Below are 16,142 nucleotides of genomic sequence, written 5' to 3' on the forward strand. Positions count from 1 at the left end.
CATATTTAAAGGAATAAATTACATGTTTAAATTCAAGGTTTCATATGTTGCGCTGGCTGCAGCGCTAAGTTCATCCGTTGTTTATGCCGATCCCTCAAGCTATACGCATAAATCAGGGGCACATGTTATTGATATCGAAGCCCCAAATGCCGCTGGCGTCTCGCATAACTTATATCGCGAATTTAACGTCGGCCCTAACGGCACCATATTAAACAATAGTGCCAGTGACGTTAATCACGACACTCACGGTAATATCGCAAAGAATAACAATCTGACCAACGGCAGCGCTTCCGTCATTTTAAATGAAGTGACCTCCAATAAAATGAGTAACCTGCAGGGCTTTATCGAGGTTAACGGACAAAAAGCCGATGTCGTTATCGCCAACCCTAACGGCATCTCCTGCTCCGGATGCAGTTTTATTAATACTAACAAAGCAGTGCTGACGACAGGCCAGGTCAATCTGAGCGACACCGGTGCGATTGATAGCTATACGGTCACGCAAGGTAAAATCACCATCGGTGATAAAGGCATGAACGCCTCCTCAAACTATGCGATCTTGCTTGCGGATGCCATTGCGATTAACGGTACCCTTAACGCCGCCAGCACCGCCCTCAGCGCGGGTAACTTCACATATAATAACGCTACCGGAGAGATAGCAAACCATGGGAAAACGGCTACTGTCATGCAGATGCTCATACCGGAATATAGTATTGATATCAGCAATCTAGGCGGTATCAAGGCCAATAGCATCAGTATGGTGGGGAATACCTTAGGCCTCGGCGTGCGTAATAAAGGCGTTATTAGCGCAAACTCTATGCTTATGATGACGAGCTATGGTTCTCTGATTAATGAGGGCGCCATCAACGCGGACGGCCTTGTCGCTAATATGGTGTCTGCAGGGGATATGAAAAATAAAGGTACCATTAATAGCACCGCTTACGCTACGGCGTTGTCCAGTTTGGGGACATTAAACAATGAAGGCACTATTGCCAGCAGCAAAACACTTGGCGTAAATGCTAGCGGCGATCTCGTTAACGCGGGTACTTTTAGGGGAACTCAGATGCTATCCGTAGCCAGCGGGGGCAATCTCACTACTCGCTATGGGTCCTATATCGACTCTGATGGCCAGTTAGCCGTGTCCGCCGTCAATATCGATAACGGCGGTTCAATCCTGGGCGATGTCACAAACATTGCTTTCAGCGGCAATACGCTTAACGTCACCGGCAACATCCGGGCTAACTCCAGCCTGACCGTGCAAGCTAAAAAGGATGACAACATCACTTCGGGGAAGATATATAACAAAGGTCGCATTGAAGGTAACGATGTATCCATAGTGACTAACGGTAATCTGGATCAGGAGGGGAATATTGTTGGTCAACATTCCCTGTCGATTAAAGGCGATGTGATCGATAATACTTATTATATTTACGGCGACACGCTGAGCATCGAGAGTAACTACCTGCGGAACAGGGCAACGATCGACGGGAATGCTGTCAACATCACCGCGAATAACGGCATACTTAATGAGGGTCAAATGATGAGTAGCGGGGACATGACTCTGTATACGCAACAAACCGCTGACATCACCAACTATAAAACGATTAAGGCGAATGGTTCCCTGACGATGACCACCCGGTATGTTAAAAATGGTGGCTACCGCTGCGGTTTCCTGAACCTTTCAATTTGTAATGCAGGTTCTCTTTCTGCTGATAAGTTAGTGGTCAATTCTTACCATAACTACGCCTCTGACATGGGTGGTCGCCAGCAGTATAAACAGGCAGAAATAAATACTATTCGTTGACAATAAGCGATGCGCTGGCGACAGCGCATCGCCGATGAGTCTCCGCAAATGACATAGCCTTGCTATCAGACAGCGCCCACGCCCCATTAGCAAGCGCACCGCGCATCTTATTCCAAATTAATTTGGTCAATATCATACGCTGAGCTGGCTGCGATACGCTGCGCGTTATGCTCCACGATAATCCGTGGCGGTGTAAAAAATATGAGCATAACACCAATAAATCTATAAGGTTTATATTGCCCCATTAGATTTATCATTAATTATTTTTTCACCGGCCCGGCGCAATCATTCAGCACCGGGCCCGATCGATCAGGGCTCAAACGGGCGACGCTGGAACTGATCGTGGCCGCACTTCGGACAGCGCGGTAGCACATCCGGGGTATACACCGCCAGGTGATAGTGACACTTCTCACACACCAGGTTACCTAAACCGACCACTTCGCCGCTGTGGTATACGCCGTGGTGATTCAGATCCTGAAAAACCTCCCGCCACTCAAGCTGGGTTTTGTCAGTGATATCAGCCAGCTCCTGCCACAGGCTCTCTTTGATCACCCGCATAAACACGCTGTCGCTCTCGTCTTCATGACTCTCTTCGTAGCTGCGGGCAAACTCCTCAAGATCGCGCTTGACCGCGGCTATCACCGACTCAATCTCGCTCTGCGTCAGATCGCCGGCGCGGACAATTTTATCGCGTGCCTGCGTCACCAGCGCGTCAATATCGCGTTCTCCATGGCGGAGCCGTTCGCTGAGCGAGGAGACCAGTTCACGGTAATATTGAGCTACCTTGTTCATCATTTCGCCTCCGGTGTGGTTAACGTCTTCTGATAATAGACCTTATTCCTCTCCCGCTGTGTCTGACAAGCCACAGACTCGCGAAATAATCTGCCCAGCTTTTGCCGATGTTGATGTGCGAAAAGCTGTTTTGACGTTGGCGTTTGGGCTATGCTATGCCGATCTGAAATAACACATCCATTGGCTACATTTTGTAGCTGTATTGAAAACAGGACCACTGGCTGCCATGCAAGAGCAATACCGCCCGGAAGAGATAGAATCGAAAGTCCAGCTTCACTGGGACGAAAATCGTACATTTGAAGTAACTGAAGACGAGAGCAAAGAGAAGTATTACTGCCTGTCGATGCTTCCTTATCCTTCTGGTCGACTACACATGGGTCACGTGCGTAACTACACCATCGGCGACGTGATTGCCCGCTATCAGCGCATGCTGGGTAAAAACGTCCTGCAGCCGATTGGCTGGGATGCGTTCGGTCTGCCTGCGGAAGGCGCGGCGGTAAAAAACAACACCGCGCCAGCGCCGTGGACCTACGACAACATCGCCTACATGAAAAACCAGCTCAAAATGCTGGGCTTCGGCTATGACTGGAGCCGCGAGCTGGCGACCTGCACCCCGGAATACTACCGCTGGGAGCAGAAGTTCTTCACCGAGCTGTACAAAAAAGGCCTGGTGTACAAAAAAACCTCCGCGGTGAACTGGTGCCCGAACGACCAGACCGTACTGGCCAACGAGCAGGTTATCGACGGCTGCTGCTGGCGCTGCGACACCAAAGTCGAGCGTAAAGAGATCCCGCAATGGTTTATTAAAATCACCGCCTACGCCGATGAGCTGTTGAACGATCTGGATAAGCTGGACCACTGGCCGGACACCGTGAAGACCATGCAGCGCAACTGGATCGGCCGTTCTGAAGGGGTGGAAATCTCCTTTGACGTTAACCATTACGCCGACAAGCTGACCGTCTACACCACCCGCCCGGACACCTTTATGGGCTGTACCTACCTGGCGGTCGCTGCGGGTCACCCGCTGGCGCAGCAGGCTGCGGCCAACAATCCGGCGCTGGCCACCTTCATCGACGAATGCCGCAACACCAAAGTGGCGGAAGCCGACATGGCGACGATGGAGAAAAAAGGCGTCGATACCGGCTTTAAAGCTATCCACCCGCTGACCGGCGAAGAAATTCCGGTATGGGCGGCTAACTTCGTGCTGATGGAGTACGGCACCGGCGCGGTGATGGCCGTTCCGGGTCACGACCAGCGCGACTACGAGTTCGCCAGCAAATACGGGCTGAACATCAAGCCGGTGATCCTCGCCGCCGACGGTTCTGAGCCAGATCTCTCGGAGCAGGCGCTGACCGAGAAAGGCGTCCTGTTTAACTCCGGCGAGTTCAGCGGCCTCGATTATGAAGCGGGCTTCAACGCCATTGCCGACAAACTGGCAGCCATGGGCGTCGGCGAACGTAAAATTAACTACCGCCTGCGCGACTGGGGCGTGTCCCGTCAGCGCTACTGGGGCGCGCCGATCCCGATGGTCACCCTGGAAGACGGCACCGTGCTGCCGACCCCGGAAGATCAGCTGCCGGTGATCCTGCCGGAAGACGTGGTCATGGACGGCATCACCAGCCCGATCAAAGCCGATCCTGAATGGGCCAAGACCACGGTTAACGGCCAGCCGGCGCTGCGCGAAACCGACACCTTTGACACCTTTATGGAGTCCTCCTGGTACTATGCGCGCTACACCTGCCCGCAGTATCAGGAAGGGATGCTGGATTCGCAAGCGGCCAACTACTGGCTGCCGGTCGATATCTACATCGGCGGTATCGAACACGCGATCATGCACCTGCTCTACTTCCGCTTCTTCCACAAACTGATGCGCGACGCGGGCATGGTCAACTCCGATGAGCCGGCGAAACAGCTGCTGTGCCAGGGCATGGTGCTGGCTGACGCTTTCTACTACGTAGGCGAAAACGGCGAACGTAACTGGGTCTCCCCGGTTGACGCCATCGTCGAACGTGACGAAAAAGGCCGCATCGTGAAAGCGAAAGACGCGGCGGGCCACGAGCTGGTGTACACCGGCATGAGCAAGATGTCCAAGTCGAAAAACAACGGCATCGACCCGCAGGTCATGGTTGAGCGCTACGGCGCGGATACCGTGCGTCTGTTCATGATGTTCGCCTCCCCGGCGGATATGACCCTCGAGTGGCAGGAATCTGGCGTCGAAGGGGCGAACCGCTTCCTGAAACGCGTCTGGAAGCTGGTCTACGAACACACCACCAAAGGGGACGTGGCGGCCCTGAACGTGGCGGCGCTGAGTGAAGATCAGAAAGCGCTGCGTCGCGATATCCACAAAACCATCGCCAAAGTGACCGATGACATCGGTCGTCGTCAGACCTTCAACACCGCCATCGCGGCGATCATGGAGCTGATGAACAAGCTGGCGAAAGCGCCGCAGGAAGATGAGCAGGATCGCGCTCTGATGCAGGAAGCCCTGCTGGCGGTCGTGCGTATGCTCAACCCGTTCACCCCGCACGCCAGCTTCACCCTGTGGCGTGAGCTGAACGGTGAAGGCGATATCGACAACGCGCCGTGGCCGGTGGCAGATGAAAGCGCGATGGTGGAAGACAGCACCCTCGTCGTCGTCCAGGTCAACGGCAAAGTTCGTGGTAAAATTACCGTTGCGGTAGACGCAACTGAAGAGCAGGTCCGCGAGCGCGCCGGCCAGGAGCATCTGGTGGCGAAGTATCTCGACGGCAAAACCGTGCGTAAAGTGATTTACGTTCCGGGTAAACTGCTCAATCTGGTCGTTGGCTAAGCGCGGGAGGAAGCGTGCGATATCTGGTAACAATGTTGTTATCTCTGGCGGTGCTTGCCACCGCCGGCTGTGGCTGGCATCTGCGTAGCACTACCAAGGTGCCCACCACCATGAAAACCATGATCTTCCAGTCGAGCGATCCGAACGGGCCGTTAAGCCGCGCGGTGCGTAATCAGCTGCGTCTTAACGGCGTGGAACTGATCGACGCCAGCACGCTGCGTAAAGATGTCCCTTCTCTGCGCCTCGATGGATCGTCGATTCAGAAAGATACGGCATCGGTGTTCCAGGACGGTCGTACGGCGGAATATCAGATGGTCATGACCGTTCATGCCAGCGTCCTGATCCCGGGTCACGATATCTATCCGATAACCACCAAGGTCTATCGTTCGTTCTTCGATAACCCGCAGGCGGCGCTAGCCAAAGACGCCGAGCAGGATATGATTATCCAGGAAATGTACGATAAAGCGGCGGAACAGCTGATTCGTAAACTACCAAGCGTTCAGGTAGCGGATGTTGAAGCCACCCAGCAGGAAGAAAAACCGGTCGCGGGCAGCACCGCGCCGGCGTCCTCGGGTAACCGCGTCTCCACCACGCTGGGTCAATGATGATTCGGTTGTACCCGGAACAGCTCCGCGCGCAGCTCACTGAAGGGCTGCGCGCGGCCTATCTGCTGCTTGGCAACGATCCTCTGCTGTTGCAGGAAAGCCAGGACGCTATTCGCGAAGCCGCTGCCGCGCAGGGCTTTACCGAACACCACACCTTCACTATCGATAGCAGCACCGACTGGCAGGCGCTTTTCGCCTTAAGCCAGGCGATGAGCCTGTTTGCCAGCCGGCAAACCCTGCTGTTGATCCTGCCGGAAAACGGCCCCAACGCGGCGATCAATGAACAGCTGGCGACGCTGGTCGGTCTGCTGCACGACGACCTGCTGCTGATCGTTCGCGGCAGTAAGTTGACCAAAGCCCAGGAGAATGCCGCGTGGCTCACCGCGCTGGCTCAGCGCGCCGTCCAGGTCAGCTGCCAGACGCCGGAATACGCGCAGCTGCCGCGCTGGCTGGCTGCGCGGGCCAAACAGCATCAGCTGCAGCTCGACGACGCGGCCAGCCAGCTGCTGTGCTACTGTTACGAAGGCAATCTGCTGGCGCTGGCGCAGGCGCTGGAGCGGCTGGCGCTCCTCTGGCCGGACGGTAAGCTGACCCTGCCCCGCGTTGAGCAGGCGGTGAACGATGCCGCGCACTTTACCCCTTACCATTGGGTCGATGCCCTACTGGCAGGTAAAAGTAAGCGCGTGCTGCACGTTCTGCAGCAGCTCCGTCTTGAAGGCTGCGAGCCGGCGATCCTGCTGCGTACGCTACAGCGGGAGCTGCTGCTGCTGGTCACCCTCAAGCGCCAGTCGGCACAGACGCCGCTGCGTTCGCTGTTTGATAAACATAGGGTCTGGCAAAACCGCCGTCAGCTGCTCAGCGACGCCCTCGCCCGACTCAGCGGCGAACAGCTGCGCCAGGCGGTGACCCTTCTGACCCGCGCGGAACTGACCTTTAAACAGGATTACGGGTACGACGTCTGGCCCGAACTGGAAAGTCTTTCGTTGTTGCTCTGCCACAAAGCCCTGGCGGACGTTTTTATTGATGGTTGATATGACTCACTTACAGGCAATCTATGGCGGCACCTTCGATCCGGTGCATTATGGTCACCTCAAGCCGGTCGAGATCCTGGCGAATCAGATTGGCCTGAGCAAGGTCATCATCATGCCTAATAACGTCCCGCCGCACCGTCCCCAGCCGGAAGCCACCAGCGCCCAGCGCGTGCACATGCTGAAGCTGGCGATTGCCGATAAGCCGCTGTTCACGCTCGATGAACGCGAACTGCGGCGCGATACCCCCTCCTGGACGGCGCAAACGCTGCAGGAGTGGCGCCAGGAGCAGGGGCCGCACAAGCCGCTGGCGTTTATCATTGGCCAGGATTCGCTGCTCACCTTTCCCACCTGGCATAACTATGAAACCATCCTCGACAATGTCCACCTGATTGTCTGCCGCCGGCCGGGTTACCCGCTGACCATGGCCCATGAGGCCGATCAGCGCTGGCTGGATCGCCATTTAACCCACGACGTGGAGTCTTTGCATCACCGTCCTTCCGGCGTGATCTACCTGGCTGAGACCCCGTGGTTCGATATTTCGGCGACGATCATTCGCCAGCGCCTTGAGCGCGGCGAGTCCTGCGCCGAGATGCTGCCGGCCGCGGTGCTGGACTACATCCGCGAGCAGGGTCTCTATTGCTGACCCCGGGCTGGGCCTGGCGCGAAAAAAGCGCTATCGTAACGCCACCTCTCCATCCCCTGTCAGAGCCTGTTCATGAAATTGTGGTTAGTTCGCCATGGCGAAACCGAAGCCAACGTTGCCGGGTTATACAGCGGCCACGCCCCCACGCCCCTGACGCCGCGCGGCGTCGCTCAGGCGCGAGCGCTCGGTGAACGACTGCGCGCGGTGCCTTTCGATAAAGTCTTCTGCAGCGAGCTGGCGCGGACCGGGACAACGGCCGATCTGCTGCTTGGCGATCGCGCTATCCCGCGCGAATGCCATGCCGCGCTCAATGAGATGTTTTTCGGCGACTGGGAGATGCGCCATCATTGCGACCTCCAGCGAGAAGATGCGGAAAACTATGCCGCGTGGTGCGCTGACTGGCAGCACGCGGCCCCGACCAACGGCGAGAGCTTTCAGCGTTTTGCCCGCCGCGTCAGCGAGTTTACCCCCACGCTGACCGACTGCCGCCATCTTGACCACCTGCTGATCGTCGGCCATCAGGGCGTCCTGAGCCTGCTGACCGCCCTGCTGTTGCAAATGCCCGCCGCGGCGATGTGGCACTTTCCGATAGCCCATGGCGCCTGGAGTCTCCTCGACATTCGCGACGATTTCACCACCCTGCGGGTATTAAATAGCCAGGCCGTCTGGCAGCCGCAAGAAGAATTCCCGCCGAACCATTGACAGGCCAGAGCAGGCTGCTATTCTCCGCTGCCAGGCAGCATCCGCCAAAGCAGGTTTGCAGAAATTGTTTTACAAAAATGGCGATGCAATCCTCGGCGAGGGATGGGATGATACTCCGCCGCGAACGCCCGCCGACAGACATTTCACCCGACTTTTTCATTAGTTCAGGTATACTGTCAGGCTCTTTATGATTATCAATCTTCACGCACCCAGGGGGAACACTTGCAGGGTAAAGCACTCCAGGATTTTGTTATCGACAAAATTGATGACCTGAAAGGTCAGGACATCGTTGCCATTGATGTACATGGCAAATCCAGCATCACCGATTGCATGATTATCTGCACCGGCACCTCCACGCGTCATGTGATGTCCATCGCCGACCACGTGGTTCAGGAATCCCGCGCCGCCGGCTTGCTGCCCCTGGGCGTTGAAGGGGAAGCCGCCGCCGACTGGATCGTCGTCGACCTCGGCGACGTGATGGTTCACGTCATGCAGGAAGAGAGCCGTCGTCTGTACGAGCTGGAAAAACTCTGGAGTTAATGCGTGAAGTTGCAGCTGGTGGCCGTTGGCACCAAAATGCCGGACTGGGTACAGACCGGCTTTAGCGAGTATCTGCGCCGTTTTCCCAAAGATATGCCGTTCGAACTGGTGGAGATCCCTGCCGGTAAGCGCGGCAAGAACGCTGATATCAAGCGCATCCTCGAAAAAGAGGGCGAGATGATGTTAGCCGCTGCCGGTAAAAACCGCATCGTGACCCTGGATATTCCGGGTAAACCATGGGATACGCCGCAGCTGGCGCGCGAACTGGAACGCTGGAAACAGGACGGGCGCGACGTCAGTTTGCTGGTCGGCGGCCCGGAAGGCCTCTCTCCAGCCTGTAAAGCAGCGGCGGAACAGAGTTGGTCGCTCTCCACCCTCACCTTACCTCACCCGCTGGTGCGCGTACTGGTGGCCGAGAGCCTGTATCGGGCGTGGAGCATTACCACCAACCATCCGTACCACCGTGAGTAATGATGATCAGGGTAGACTGAGCAGCGAATGAAATTACAGAATTCTTTCCGCGACTATACGGCTGAATCCTCGCTGTTCGTGCGCCGGGCGCTGGTCGCTTTTTTGGGGATTTTGCTGCTTACCGGCGTTCTGATCGCCAACCTGTACAATGTGCAAATCGTTCGCTTCGACGACTATCAGACGCGCTCGAACGAAAACCGCATCAAGCTGGTGCCGATCCCGCCGAGCCGCGGCATTATTTACGATCGCAACGGCACCCCGCTGGCGCTTAACCGCACCATTTATCAGCTGGAGATGATGCCGGAGAAAGTCGATAACGTGCAGCAGACGCTGGATGCGCTACGCGACGTCGTCGATTTAACCGACGATGATATCGCCGGTTTCAAAAAGGAGCGCGCCCGCTCCCATCGTTTTACCTCGATTCCGGTCAAGGTCAACCTCAGCGAAGTGCAGGTGGCCCGCTTTGCCGTCAATCAGTACCGCTTTCCCGGCGTGGAAGTCAAAGGCTACAAGCGCCGTTACTACCCCTATAACTCGGCGCTGACGCACGTCATCGGCTACGTGTCGAAAATTAACGATAAAGACGTCGACCGCCTCGATAAAGAGGGCAAACTGGCCAACTACGCCTCGACCCATGACATCGGTAAGCTGGGTATTGAGCGTTATTACGAGGACGTCCTGCACGGTCAGACCGGCTACGAAGAGGTTGAAGTGAACAACCGCGGCCGCGTTATTCGTCAGCTTAAAGAGGTGCCTCCGCAGGCCGGACGCGACATCTACCTCACCCTCGACCTCAAGCTACAGCAGTATATCGAAACGCTGCTGGCCGGCAGCCGCGCCGCGGTGGTGGTCACCGACCCGCGTACCGGCGCCATTCTGGCGCTGGTTTCGACGCCGAGCTACGACCCGAACCTGTTCGTCGACGGCATCTCCAGCAAAGATTACTCCGGCCTGCTCAACGATCCCAACACGCCGCTGGTCAACCGTGCGACGCAAGGGGTTTATCCGCCGGCATCGACGGTCAAACCGTACGTCGCCGTCTCGGCGCTGAGCGCCGGGGTGATCACGCGCAATACCAGCCTGTTCGACCCTGGCTGGTGGCAGCTGCCCGGCTCGGAAAAACGCTATCGTGACTGGAAAAAATGGGGCCACGGCCACCTGAACGTCACCAAAGCGCTGGAGGAGTCTGCGGATACCTATTTCTATCAGGTCGCCTATGACATGGGCATCGATCGCCTCTCGGAGTGGATGAGCAAGTTCGGCTACGGCCACTATACCGGTATCGACCTCGCCGAAGAGCGCTCGGGCAACATGCCGACCCGCGAATGGAAGCTCAAACGCTTTAAGAAACCCTGGTACCAAGGGGACACCATTCCGGTGGGCATCGGCCAGGGTTACTGGACCGCCACGCCGATCCAGATGAACAAAGCGCTGATGATCCTGATTAACGACGGGGTGGTGAAAGTACCGCACCTGCTGCAAAGCACCGTGGAAGACGGCAAGCCCGTTCCGTGGGTCCAGCCTCATGAGCCGCCGGTAGGCGACATCCATTCCGGCTACTGGGAAATCGCCAAAGACGGCATGTTCGGCGTGGCCAACCGCGGCAACGGCACCGCGCACAAATATTTCGCCAGCGCGCCGTATAAAATCGCGGCCAAGTCCGGTACCGCTCAGGTGTTCGGCCTGAAGGCCAACGAAACCTATAACGCGCACCGAATCTCTGAGCGTCTGCGTGACCATAAACTGATGACGGCGTTTGCGCCTTATAACAACCCGCAGGTTGCCGTGGCGATGATCCTGGAAAACGGCGGTGCCGGCCCGGCGGTCGGTACGATTATGCGCCAAATCCTCGATCACATCATGCTGGGCGATAACAACACCACGCTGCCAAGCGAAAACCCAGCGGTAACCGCAGGGGAGGATCAATAATGACGGATAATCCGAACAAAAAATCGCTGTGGGATAAGATCCATCTTGACCCCACTATGGTGTTGATCCTGCTGGCGCTGCTGACCTACAGCGCGCTGGTTATCTGGAGCGCCAGCGGTCAGGACGTCGGCATGATGGAGCGTAAAATCGGCCAGATCGCCATGGGCGTGGTGATCATGATCGTCATGGCGCAGATCCCGCCGCGGGTCTATGAGGGCTGGGCGCCCTACCTCTATATTTTCTGTATTATTCTGCTGGTGGCCGTCGACGCCTTCGGCGCCATCTCCAAAGGGGCGCAGCGCTGGCTGGATCTCGGTATCGTCCGCTTTCAGCCGTCGGAGATTGCAAAAATCGCCGTGCCGCTGATGGTGGCGCGCTTTATTAACCGCGACGTCTGCCCGCCTTCGCTGAAGAATACCGGTATTGCCCTGGTGCTGATCTTCCTGCCGACGCTGCTGGTGGCGGCGCAGCCTGACCTCGGGACCTCGATTCTGATCGCCCTCTCCGGTCTGTTTGTGCTGTTCCTCTCCGGCCTCAGCTGGCGTCTGATCGGCATTGCGGTGGTGCTGGTCGCCGCCTTTATCCCGATTTTGTGGTTCTTCCTGATGCACGACTATCAGCGCCAGCGCGTGATGATGCTGCTCGATCCGGAAACCGACCCGCTGGGCGCGGGGTATCACATTATTCAGTCTAAAATTGCCATTGGCTCCGGCGGTCTGCGCGGCAAAGGCTGGCTGCACGGCACCCAGTCGCAGCTGGAGTTTCTGCCGGAACGCCATACCGACTTTATCTTCGCCGTTCTCGCCGAAGAGCTGGGCCTGATTGGCGTACTGATCCTGCTGGCGCTCTATATTCTGCTGATCATGCGCGGACTGTGGATCGCCGCCCAGGCGCAGACCACCTTTGGCCGGGTCATGGCCGGTGGTTTAATGTTGATTTTATTCGTTTATGTCTTCGTAAATATTGGTATGGTGAGTGGTATTTTACCGGTGGTGGGCGTACCGTTGCCGCTGGTGAGCTACGGGGGCTCCGCCCTGATCGTATTGATGGCCGGGTTTGGTATCGTGATGTCGATCCATACCCACAGAAAAATGTTGTCGAAAAGCGTTTAAAGGGGTTCGCAATGCGTAAGCAATGGCTGGGGATCTGCATAGCAGCGGGGCTGCTGGCGGCATGTTCGAGTGATGACGTGCAACAAAAGACGGTCAGTACTCCACAGCCGGCCGTCTGTAATGGCCCGACGGTTGAGATCAGCGGCGCCGATCCGCAGTATGAAACGCCGAACGCGACGGCGAATCAGGATTATGAGCGCGACGGTAAGCGCTACAACATCGTCCAGGATCCGGCAAACTTTACTCAGGCCGGTTTCGCGGCGATCTATGACGCGGAACCCAACAGCAACCTGACCGCCAGCGGTGAAACCTTCGACCCGACGCAGTTGACCGCGGCGCACCCGACGCTGCCGATCCCGAGCTATGCGCGGATCACCAACCTCGCCAACGGGCGCATGATCGTCGTGCGGATTAACGATCGCGGTCCCTACGGCAACGATCGGGTTATCTCGCTCTCCCGCGCGTCCGCCGACCGCCTGAACACCTCGAATAACACCAAAGTGCGTATCGACCCGATCATCGTCGCGCCTGACGGTTCGCTTTCCGGCCCGGGAATGGCTTGTACCACCGTCGCCAAACAGACTTACGCCCTGCCCGCCCGTCCGAATCTGGACGGCGGTGACGCCGCTGGCATGAGCCAGCCCGCGCCCACTGACGTTCGCCCGATCAGCAACAGCACGCTGAAGCCGGAAGACAGCGTTGGCGCACCGGTGAACAGCGGCGGTTTCCTCGGCGCTCCGACGCCGCTGAACAGCGGCGTGCTGGAGAGCAGCGAACCCGCAGCCGCCGCCGCGACGGCACCTGCCGCCGGCGCCACGCCAGCAGCGCCGGTAACCGCGCCCGGCTCCATCCAGGGTAGCGTCGCGCCCGCAGCGGCCACCGCCGCAGCCGCCGGCGCCGTTGCCGCTTCGTCTTCCGCCGCCTCCAGCGCCAGCGGTAGCTTTGTCGTGCAGGTGGGCGCAGTGAGCGACCAGGCGCGGGCGCAGCAGTATCAGCAGCGTCTGAGCCAGCAGTTCTCTGTGCCAGGCCGGGTCATGCAAAACGGCGCGGTGTGGCGTATTCAGCTGGGGCCGTTTGCCGACAAGGCGCAGGCCAGCGCCGTTCAGCAGCGCCTGCAAAGCGAAGCGCAGCTGCAGTCCTTTATTACTCGCGCCAACTAAAGGCCGCGGGCAGCCCGTTCACCTTGCGCATGTAAAAGTCATTAACAAACTCATGCGCAATGTCGGATGCTGGCCCGCAGAGCATTTGCTATAGTAAGGCACTTTTTTTAACTCCATCACGGATGCCGTTGTTCTGACCATGAAGACCTCTTTCACCGCTCGTTTACTCATCACGGCGCTCTCCGTTGCAGCGCTCTCCTCCGCTGCCCGCGCCGATGACCTGAATATCAAAACGATGATCCCAGGCGCCCCGCAGATTGACGCCGAATCCTGGATCCTTATCGATTACAACTCTGGCAAGGTGCTGGCTGAAAACAACGCCGACTCCCGCCGCGACCCGGCCAGTCTGACCAAAATGATGACCAGCTATGTTATCGGTCAGGCGATGAAAGCAGGCAAATTCAAAGAGTCCGATCTGGTCACCGTCGGCAACGACGCCTGGGCCACCGGCAACCCGGTATTCAAAGGCTCTTCCCTGATGTTCCTCAAGCCGGGGATGCAGGTGCCGGTTTCCCAGCTGATCCGCGGTATCAACCTGCAGTCCGGTAACGATGCCTGCGTGGCGATGGCCGACTATGTCGCCGGCAGCCAGGACGCCTTCGTCAGCCTGATGAACAACTACGTCAACGCCCTCGGCCTGAAAAACACCCATTTCCAGACTGTTCACGGCCTCGATGCTGACGGCCAGTTCAGCTCGGCGCGCGACATGGCGCTGATTGGCCAGGCGCTGATCCGCGACGTGCCGAACGAGTACTCCATCTATCGTGAGAAAGAGTTCACTTTCAACGGTATCCGCCAGCTGAACCGTAATGGCCTGCTGTGGGATAACAGCCTGAACGTCGACGGCATCAAAACCGGCCACACCGACAAAGCGGGCTACAACCTTGTCGCTTCCGCCACCGAAGGGCAGATGCGTCTGATCTCGGCGGTAATGGGCGGCCGGACGTTCAAAGGGCGTGAGTCGGAAAGCAAAAAACTGCTGACCTGGGGCTTCCGCTTCTTCGAAACCGTCAACCCAATTAAAGCCGGCAAAGAGTTTGCATCCGAACCGGCCTGGTTCGGCGACAGCGATCGCGCTTCGCTGGGGGTGGATAAAGACGTCTACCTGACCATCCCGCGCGGCCGGATGAAAGATCTGAAAGCCAGCTACGTGCTGAATAACACTGAGCTGCACGCCCCGCTGCAGAAAAACCAGGTCGTCGGCACCATTAACTTCCAGCTGGATGGTAAAACCATTGACCAGCGCCCGCTGGTGGTGCTGCAGGAAATTCCGGAAGGTAATTTCTTCGGTAAAATTATTGATTACATTAAATTAATGTTCCACCACTGGTTTGGTTAAAAATCGAACACTTGAAAGTGTGATTTCCATCCCCATATACTATTCATCCAAGTAACCTGATAACTCCCGCCCTTGGTGGGAGTTATTATTTTGTCGTAACACCGGAGCTGACATGAAAACCAAACTTAACGAACTGCTTGAATTCCCTACGCCATTTACTTACAAAGTAATGGGGCAGGCGTTGCCTGAGCTGGTTGATCAGGTGGTGGAAGTGGTACAGCGCCATGCGCCTGGTGATTACTCGCCGTCAGTAAAACCGAGCAGCAAAGGTAACTACCACTCGGTCTCCATCACCATCAACGCCACTCACATTGAACAAGTGGAAACGCTGTACGAAGAGTTAGGCAATATCGATATCGTTCGGATGGTGCTGTAACCTTTTCCCTGACCCGGCCGCCGTGCCGGGTCTTCTCATTCCCTCCCGCACGGCTGTGATATACTCCCCGACCTGAATTCTCTCTTCCCGGCGGAGATGTTGTTTTGCAGCACAATAAAATTCTAATCCGGCAGCTTGGCCTGCAACCTTACGAACCCGTCTCGCAGGCGATGCACGAATTTACCGACGCCCGTGATGAAGATACCCTTGATGAGATCTGGCTGGTGGAACATCACCCGGTCTTCACCCAGGGTCAGGCCGGCAAAGCGGAACATCTGCTGGTGCCCGGTGATATTCCGGTGATCCAGAGCGATCGCGGCGGCCAGGTAACCTATCACGGCCCGGGACAGCAGGTAATGTACGTCCTGTTGAACCTCAAGCGCCGCAAGCTGGGCGTACGTGAACTGGTGACGCTGCTGGAGCAAACGGTCGTCAATACCCTTGCCGAATACGGTATTGAGTCGCACCCCCGCGCCGACGCCCCTGGCGTCTACGTCGGCGATCGCAAAATATGCTCTCTGGGGCTGCGGATCCGTAAAGGCTGCTCTTTCCACGGCCTGGCGCTCAATATCGCGATGGATCTGACGCCGTTTCTGCGTATCAACCCCTGCGGCTATGCCGGTATGGAGATGACGCAAATGCGCCAGTGGCAGCCGGAAGCCACTCCGGAGACAGTGGCTCCGCGGCTGGTCGCCCATCTGCTGGCGCTGCTGAACAATCCCCCGCACGAATACCTTCCTCAGGGTTAAGGGCAGACCAGCGCCCCGCTGACGGCGGGGTGCTGAACGAGTAACACATTATTTTTGCAATCAATTGTCACGCACGGCAACGC

At 57.2% G+C, this 16,142-nt stretch carries 15 protein-coding genes; 14 read left to right on the forward strand and 1 reads right to left on the reverse strand.

The window, feature by feature from the left end:
• Positions 1 to 22: 22 nt before the first annotated feature.
• Complete coding sequence (locus ACOI7D_RS05290) at positions 23 to 1,801, forward strand: filamentous hemagglutinin N-terminal domain-containing protein (RefSeq protein ID WP_109546542.1); 1,779 nt, start codon at positions 23 to 25, stop codon at positions 1,799 to 1,801.
• A gap of 309 nt (positions 1,802 to 2,110) precedes the next feature.
• On the opposite strand, the gene ACOI7D_RS05295 is transcribed toward ACOI7D_RS05290, so the two are convergent.
• Positions 2,111 to 2,593 (reverse strand): zinc ribbon-containing protein, encoded by a 483-nt coding sequence (locus tag ACOI7D_RS05295; RefSeq protein WP_025999140.1) that lies wholly within the window; start codon positions 2,591 to 2,593, stop codon positions 2,111 to 2,113.
• A 226-nt stretch (positions 2,594 to 2,819) separates the two neighbouring features.
• On the opposite strand from ACOI7D_RS05295, the gene leuS reads away from it, so the two are divergent.
• The 13 genes from leuS to lipB all read left to right on the forward strand — a co-directional run bounded on the left by leuS (position 2,820) and on the right by lipB (position 16,059).
• A complete protein-coding gene (leuS, locus tag ACOI7D_RS05300; RefSeq protein WP_044521615.1) occupies positions 2,820 to 5,402 on the forward strand; it encodes a leucine--tRNA ligase in 2,583 nt (860 codons plus the stop codon).
• Between the two features lie 14 nt (positions 5,403 to 5,416).
• The gene (lptE, locus tag ACOI7D_RS05305; RefSeq protein WP_004885890.1) at positions 5,417 to 6,007 is read left to right on the forward strand and encodes an LPS assembly lipoprotein LptE; all 591 of its coding nucleotides are present in this window, start codon (positions 5,417 to 5,419) and stop codon (positions 6,005 to 6,007) included.
• Positions 6,007 to 7,038, forward strand: coding sequence for a DNA polymerase III subunit delta (gene holA, locus ACOI7D_RS05310; protein WP_032428664.1), 1,032 nt, complete (start codon positions 6,007 to 6,009; stop codon positions 7,036 to 7,038). Before lptE ends, holA begins: the two co-directional genes overlap by 1 nt.
• Positions 7,031 to 7,681: a nicotinate-nucleotide adenylyltransferase gene (gene nadD, locus ACOI7D_RS05315; protein WP_032455122.1), complete on the forward strand. Its 651-nt coding sequence runs from the start codon at positions 7,031 to 7,033 to the stop codon at positions 7,679 to 7,681. Before holA ends, nadD begins: the two co-directional genes overlap by 8 nt.
• A 72-nt stretch (positions 7,682 to 7,753) precedes the next feature.
• Positions 7,754 to 8,383 carry an adenosylcobalamin/alpha-ribazole phosphatase gene (locus tag ACOI7D_RS05320; RefSeq protein ID WP_109546543.1) on the forward strand — a complete coding sequence of 210 codons (630 nt, stop codon included), beginning with the start codon at positions 7,754 to 7,756 and terminating at the stop codon, positions 8,381 to 8,383.
• Between the two features lie 222 nt (positions 8,384 to 8,605).
• On the forward strand, positions 8,606 to 8,923 hold the full coding sequence (rsfS, locus tag ACOI7D_RS05325) for a ribosome silencing factor (RefSeq protein ID WP_023288834.1): 318 nt from the start codon (positions 8,606 to 8,608) through the stop codon (positions 8,921 to 8,923).
• A 3-nt stretch (positions 8,924 to 8,926) separates the two neighbouring features.
• A complete protein-coding gene (gene rlmH, locus ACOI7D_RS05330) occupies positions 8,927 to 9,394 on the forward strand; it encodes a 23S rRNA (pseudouridine(1915)-N(3))-methyltransferase RlmH (protein ID WP_002894620.1) in 468 nt (155 codons plus the stop codon).
• Positions 9,395 to 9,421: 27 nt separating this feature from the next.
• Positions 9,422 to 11,323: a peptidoglycan DD-transpeptidase MrdA gene (mrdA, locus tag ACOI7D_RS05335; protein WP_023288833.1), complete on the forward strand. Its 1,902-nt coding sequence runs from the start codon at positions 9,422 to 9,424 to the stop codon at positions 11,321 to 11,323.
• Positions 11,323 to 12,435: a peptidoglycan glycosyltransferase MrdB gene (gene mrdB / locus ACOI7D_RS05340; protein WP_004885876.1), complete on the forward strand. Its 1,113-nt coding sequence runs from the start codon at positions 11,323 to 11,325 to the stop codon at positions 12,433 to 12,435. Before mrdA ends, mrdB begins: the two co-directional genes overlap by 1 nt.
• Before the next feature lie 11 nt (positions 12,436 to 12,446).
• Complete coding sequence (gene rlpA / locus ACOI7D_RS05345; RefSeq protein WP_060589627.1) at positions 12,447 to 13,595, forward strand: endolytic peptidoglycan transglycosylase RlpA; 1,149 nt, start codon at positions 12,447 to 12,449, stop codon at positions 13,593 to 13,595.
• Between the two features lie 139 nt (positions 13,596 to 13,734).
• On the forward strand, positions 13,735 to 14,934 hold the full coding sequence (dacA, locus tag ACOI7D_RS05350) for a D-alanyl-D-alanine carboxypeptidase DacA (RefSeq protein ID WP_023288831.1): 1,200 nt from the start codon (positions 13,735 to 13,737) through the stop codon (positions 14,932 to 14,934).
• Between the two features lie 112 nt (positions 14,935 to 15,046).
• Positions 15,047 to 15,310 (forward strand): DUF493 family protein YbeD, encoded by a 264-nt coding sequence (gene ybeD / locus ACOI7D_RS05355; RefSeq protein WP_002894474.1) that lies wholly within the window; start codon positions 15,047 to 15,049, stop codon positions 15,308 to 15,310.
• 104 nt (positions 15,311 to 15,414) lie between these two features.
• On the forward strand, positions 15,415 to 16,059 hold the full coding sequence (gene lipB, locus ACOI7D_RS05360; protein WP_023288830.1) for a lipoyl(octanoyl) transferase LipB: 645 nt from the start codon (positions 15,415 to 15,417) through the stop codon (positions 16,057 to 16,059).
• Positions 16,060 to 16,142 lie beyond the last annotated feature (83 nt).

This window comes from Klebsiella sp. C360 (assembly GCF_048822415.1).
Taxonomy (GTDB): Bacteria; Pseudomonadota; Gammaproteobacteria; order Enterobacterales; family Enterobacteriaceae; genus Klebsiella; species Klebsiella quasipneumoniae.